General features: G+C 58.6%; 6 protein-coding genes. 4 read left to right on the top strand and 2 right to left on the bottom strand.

Annotation, left to right across the window (positions count from 1 at the left end; translation table 11 throughout):
• Positions 1 to 658: hypothetical protein (locus tag FJ320_12810; GenBank protein MBM3926824.1), on the bottom strand; the 658-nt coding region annotated here is incomplete at its 3' end.
• Between the two features lie 170 nt (positions 659 to 828).
• Between FJ320_12810 and FJ320_12805 the strand changes: the two genes are divergently transcribed.
• Together FJ320_12805 and FJ320_12800 are read left to right on the top strand one after the other, a co-directional pair.
• Entirely contained in the window at positions 829 to 1,986 is a 1,158-nt protein-coding gene (locus tag FJ320_12805) for a hypothetical protein (GenBank protein MBM3926823.1), read from the top strand.
• Positions 1,983 to 2,573 (top strand): tetratricopeptide repeat protein, encoded by a 591-nt coding sequence (locus tag FJ320_12800; GenBank protein ID MBM3926822.1) that lies wholly within the window; start codon positions 1,983 to 1,985, stop codon positions 2,571 to 2,573. The genes FJ320_12805 and FJ320_12800 overlap by 4 nt, the downstream gene beginning before the upstream one ends.
• Before the next feature lie 554 nt (positions 2,574 to 3,127).
• On the opposite strand, the gene FJ320_12795 is transcribed toward FJ320_12800, so the two are convergent.
• Positions 3,128 to 3,553 (bottom strand): hypothetical protein, encoded by a 426-nt coding sequence (locus FJ320_12795; GenBank protein MBM3926821.1) that lies wholly within the window; start codon positions 3,551 to 3,553, stop codon positions 3,128 to 3,130.
• Between the two features lie 194 nt (positions 3,554 to 3,747).
• Here FJ320_12795 and FJ320_12790 point away from each other — a divergent pair, with 194 nt between their 5' ends.
• On the top strand, positions 3,748 to 4,017 hold the full coding sequence (locus tag FJ320_12790) for a hypothetical protein (protein ID MBM3926820.1): 270 nt from the start codon (positions 3,748 to 3,750) through the stop codon (positions 4,015 to 4,017).
• A gap of 19 nt (positions 4,018 to 4,036) precedes the next feature.
• Positions 4,037 to 4,318, top strand: a 282-nt coding sequence (locus FJ320_12785) for a hypothetical protein (GenBank protein MBM3926819.1), incomplete at its 3' end; no start/stop codon positions are given.

Raw genomic sequence — 4,318 nt, 5'->3', positions numbered from 1 at the left:
ATACGGGGAAACCGATGGTGTGCCGCTGGATGAACTTGGTGTAGCGGTTGGATTCGGCGGTGGCGTGGCCCCCGTGGACGGCGATGGTGCAGTTGAGCTTTTCGGCCTCGGCGTAGAACTTGTGGTAGCCTTTGCCGCCGAGGAGGCCGAAGCCGACGGCTGCAATCATGACGCCGGAGAAACCGAGCTCGGTGACGCAGCGGCGCATCTCTTTAATGGCCTCTTCCTGCTCGACGAAGGGCATGAGGGCCACGGAGCGGAATCGGGAGTTGTACTTGAGCCACTTGTCGTGGACGTAGTTGTTGTAGGCCTTGCAGATGGCCACCAGATAGTCGTTGTCAGTGATGGAGGAGTAGGCCAGGAGGGTGGTGGGGAAGAGGCAGATATACTCCATGCCGCCGTCGTCGGCGTTCTTGAGCCAGTCGTCTGGGGTGGGGAAGCCCACGGGGCCCTGGGCGCCGAGGCGGCCGCCGAGGGTGTTGTCGAACCAGCTATGGGTGGCGACGATGCCGCCGCCGACAGCGCCTTTCTTGTTGGGGAAGTAGCGGTGGATGCGCTTCTTGATTTCCGCGTAGGGGCCTTCCAGATAATCGATGAGCTCCTTCTCGGGCTCGTTGATATGCCCGTCGGAGTCCACAACTCCGTAGGGGATCTTCATTAGACGCGTCTCCAAGGTCAGGTTAATGTTTGAGTGGCGTGGGAAAGTATATCGTCTGTGGAACGGGTGTCAAATAAGGGGTTATACGGATAAAGGCTGGCGGGTTTTCCCGGCTGCTGAAGGATGTTACTATTGGCGGCTGTAATTAAGCAGTCAGGAGATACTCAATCATGCCGATTAAATATGACCTCATTCTGAAGGGTGGCGAGGTCATCGATCCATCGCAGAACCTCAGGGGGAAGCGGGATGTGGCGTTTTTGGGGGGCAAAGTGGCGGCGGTGGCGTCGAACATACCCAAGAATGAAGGGGCGGAGGTGGTGGACGTCATCGGGAAGATGGTGACGCCGGGACTGGTGGACATCCACGGCCACTATGCCTACAAGATATCGCCGTACAAGGCCATACCTGACCAGGTATGTTTGCCTATGGGGGTAACGACGGCGGTGGACACGGGCAGCACGGGGTGGATGAACTTTCCGGGGTTTCGGAGTTATGTTATCGAGAAGGTGGACACACGGCTGTTCGCGTTCATCCACCTGTCGTCGATGGGGACAATGCCGGTGTCGATACAGGTGCCGGACCTGGAGGACTTTCGGTTCGCGCGGCCCAAGGAGGCGGCGCAGTGCATTGAGGAGCATCGAGACCTGGTGCTGGGGGTGAAGGTGAGGCTATCGCCCAACGGGACGACGGCGAAAAACGCGGTGTCGGCGATGAAGATGGCGCGGAAGCTGGCGGACGAGACGCGGACCAAGGTAATGGTGCATGTGATGGAGACGCCGCTGCCCATGGCCCAGGTGTTCGAGTACTTAAAGCCCGGCGACATTATTACGCACTGCTTTCACGGCGATACCCACAACGTGCTGAACGAGAAGGGGGAGTTCAGGAGGGAGGTGTGGGAGGCGCACAAGTCGGGGATAATTTTCGATACGGGGAGCTTTGTGAAGCATTTTTCGATACCGATTTGCCAGCAGGCGGTGTCGGAGGGGCTGCTGCCGCACTCGCTTAGCACGGACAGGGTAGGGACGTGGCCTTACGCTTCTAAGAACTACAATATTCTGGAGATTATGACGCAATGGCTAGCTTTTGGCATGAGCCTGGAAGAGGTAGTGCGGCGGTCTACGTCCAGCCCCGCGCAGGTGATAGGGCATCCCGAGCTGGGGACGCTGAAGCCGGGGTCGGTGGGAGACGCGGCGGTGCTGGAGTTTGAGGAGGGAGAATTCGCGTACGAGGACCAATTGGGCCATGAGGCGCGGACGGAACGGCGGCTGGCGTCGGTGTTGACGGTGAAGGGCGGGAAGCGCTGGCGCCCGTGGAGGGACCTACCGTGACCCAGGATAGACATCAGCATGGGCAACAAGAAGGGCATCAGGCGGCGGCGCATCCGGCGGGGGCTGTCGAGGAGCTTCAGCGGCGGGTGGAGGAGCTGAGCGCAGCCATGGACGAACGCCCAAACGACGCTGAATTGTATTACCAGCGAGGCGTGCTATACGGGCAGTTGGTGGAGCCGCTGGCGGCGATTCGGGACTTCAATAGCTGCGTGAAGCTGGACCCGAAGCGGGCGGACGCTTTTTACAATCGAGGGCTGGCGTATATACACCTGCGGGAGCACCTGGCGGCAGTGCAGGATTTTACCGAGACGATTAAGCTGGACCCTAAGAATGTGGATGCGTATAACAATCGCGCAGGGGCGTTTTACGAGATGGGGAGGATGGAGCAGGCGAAGAAGGACGCGGACGAGGCGCTGAGGCTGAACCCGAAGCAGGGGTCAGCGTACGCCATCAGGGCCATCGCGAATTCAGCGCTGGGGCACGGTGACGACGCAAAGGGGGACGCCACCAAGGCGCGGGAGCTGGGGTTTGACGGGCACCTGCTGTATCACCTGATGGAGCGGGCGAAGAAGGGGCCGAGGGTGTAGAGGAAGGTTCCTTGTCGAGTTTTTTTGCATAAGAGTAGCGTAAGCCTCACCCTTCCACCCGAGCTCTCTCTAGTTCTCACCTTTAAAATGGCTGCTAGTTGTTCCCCACAAAATATGATGAGGAAAGAGGTGAAGCCAGCGACAGGTGTAGTTGAGCCTGGCGGACAGAGCGTAGTGCTAAGGTTTCACCCTCATCTCGCCACGGCGAGTCTTCGACCTGCGCCTTCCCCTCCCGATTATCATCGGGATTTCGGATGAATATAGGTTAAGGAGATCAACATCAAGGGGGAAGGAGGGAGCGAGAGAAGATGACTGGGCAAGGCGACCTAGCCCCTACATGAGTAGTAGAGCCGTCTGGCTGGAGATGGTAGCGCGGTTATAGTGAGGCCAGATTCCTCATTAACCTTTTTAGTGGTCAAGGAGGCCTTGCGGCAGTCACGGCGATTAGATTCCCTTCGACCAGGCTCAGGGCAGGCTTCTACTGCGTCTCAGAATGACAATATTGCTCTGTTATCGTCTAATACAGTCCGTAACTAGCATCAGGCGTTCAGGGTTTAGTGTTTCATTTCGCCTTCGGCTAGCTGAAAGAGGAAGCCGCAGCCTTCCTCGGGCTTGAAGCTGAGGGTGCGGTAGCCGTTGGGGGTGGGTTCAGACTTGTCGCCGGAACGGGGCTTGCCGCCCCGGGAGACGACGTTTCTGGCGACGGAGTCGATGGCGTCGACGCCGAAGCCGACGTGGGAGATGCCGGGGCCGTGCTGTTTTAGCCACTGGTAGAAGTCGGCTTTTTCATGGGTGGGCTGGAAGAAGTCGACGATGGTGGGGCCGACTTTATAGAAGGCCTGGCGAAGGCCGCGCTTTTTGTTATCGATGACTTCCAGGGGCTTGAGGTCAAAGTTCTTGTCGAGGAAGGTGATGACGCGATCAACGTCGTCGACGATATAGGTGACGTGATGGACGCCTTTGAGGGGTGTGGCGGGCATGGGGCCTCCTCAGGGTGGAGTAGGGGGGTCCGATAAATCGGACTGCGCAAATTGTAGAGTGGGCCGCGGGGACGGTCAATGACGGGATGCTCTTCCGTACATAGTCAATTGGTACTCTCGTACGATGACGATGGTGTGGTTGTCCAGGATAATGCCGCCCAACGAGCAGTCGACAGACAATGCGGGGTACGGGCATGGACAAGGTAGAGATAGCGCAAAAAGTGATGGCGGTGGACGTGGCCTTTGGCACCTTTGTGGCCATCCTGCAGGCAAGCCCCCAGGACAACCTGTCGCCGGCGGGCGCGGACAAGCCGCAGCGGATTGTCACGGGCGTTATGGGCAGGATGGGCCGCGCGGCGAGGTCCTATTTTGAAAGCATAGTCCTGCGGCCTATAAACGGGGCGGTGTCAAGGTCGATGGCGCAGGTACGCGTTGTGAAGAACAGGGTGAGGATCGGGAACTAGCCAAGGGGAAGGTCCAGCCATGTTTAGCCGTTATAAAGTGATTGACGACCCGCTGTTTTATCATGTGAAGCGGCGGAAGAAGCATGCGTCTCCCTTTCTAATCAGGGGCACAGTTTTCTCTGTAAGGCTGTTGCTGCTGATATTAATTGGTGTGGGGCTGGGCTGGGTGCAGGGCCTGGTGCCAAGTCCGAGCAGCCTGCCGTTTGTGCCCTTTGAGACTACGCTGGTAATGACGGTGGCGCAGGTGGTGCTGCTGGGACTGTTTTTGAGCTGGTGGCTGACAATGCTGCCGGACCTGGGG

This window comes from SAR202 cluster bacterium (genome assembly GCA_016872285.1).
Taxonomy (GTDB): Bacteria; Chloroflexota; Dehalococcoidia; order Lucifugimonadales.
Note: the sequence above shows the minus strand (reverse complement) of the source record. Positions and strands in the feature narration are given on the sequence as shown.

What these genes read in the sequence shown, in the direction of transcription:
- FJ320_12805 (MBM3926823.1), top strand. Translation starts at nt 829, where the DNA reads ATGCCGATTAAATATGACCTCATTCTGAAGGGTGGCGAGGTCATCGAT.
- FJ320_12795 (MBM3926821.1), bottom strand. Translation starts at nt 3,553, where the DNA reads ATGCCCGCCACACCCCTCAAAGGCGTCCATCACGTCACCTATATCGTC.
- FJ320_12790 (MBM3926820.1), top strand. Translation starts at nt 3,748, where the DNA reads ATGGACAAGGTAGAGATAGCGCAAAAAGTGATGGCGGTGGACGTGGCC.